Below are 852 nucleotides of genomic sequence, written 5' to 3' on the forward strand. Positions count from 1 at the left end.
GAAGTCGATGCGGCCGAGTGCCTGTTCGAAGATTGACACCGGCTCGCGTGTCTCGTCCGGTTGTTCTGTTGCCGGTGGTGTGCCGGGCAGTGCCGGTGCGGTGGATTGGTAGGTGTGCCCGGTCGGGGTGGTCGTTTCGACGGTGTGCCGTGGTCCGGGGATGGTTCGGGCGTGCCAGCCGTCGGCTTCTTTCGCGAGGTTGCACGCTTCACATAGGCCTTGCCCGTTGATCTCGCTGGTCCCTCCGGCGTCGCGCCAGGGCACGACGTGGTCGTGGTGGCGGATCGGCGCGTCGCACCAGGGGGTGCGGCAGAGCTGGTCCCGTGCCTGGATGACCCGCTGCATCCCGGCGGGCATCAGCCGCGCCCGCGAATCCATCCCGAGCAACTGCCCGCTGCCGGGCGCGGTGTAGAGCCGGCGTACCCACACTTCCACCTCTTCCGAGTCGCCTGCATCCCCGGGGTCTCTTCGCTTCGAGTCCGGCGGCCCTGTCGCCGTACCAGTAGTGCCCGTGTTGCCCTTGCCGACCTCTGCATCGGCCGCCGGTATCGCTTCGGCTGTGTCTGGCGGGCCGGCGCCGGTAGCGCCGTCACCAGCGCCGGCATCCGAGGCGCCGGCAACGATCTTGTCTTCCTCTGCGCCCCTTACCGGATTACTGGCCGCGGGGTGACCTGCGCTGCCGTTCCCGGCGTCGATGGTGTCCGAGCCGACGCCGTCGGCACCGTTCTCGTGGTCGGTGTCGCCGGTGCGGAGCAGGTTCCGGGCCCATTGGGCGGGGACGATGCCGTACCCGCTCAGGTGGGCCGGTTCGGAGTCGCCCTGGAACAGGGTGCGGTCGGTCATGACCAGCTG

The 852-nt window shown here is 69.5% G+C and carries 1 pseudogene; it reads right to left on the minus strand.

What is annotated here, in order from left to right:
• Positions 1-72 precede the first annotated feature (72 nt).
• Positions 73-852, minus strand: a pseudogene (locus AC5RWO_RS21440) (HNH endonuclease); the annotation flags it as partial.

The sequence above is a fragment of the Arthrobacter sp. B055-34 genome, assembly GCF_059090425.1.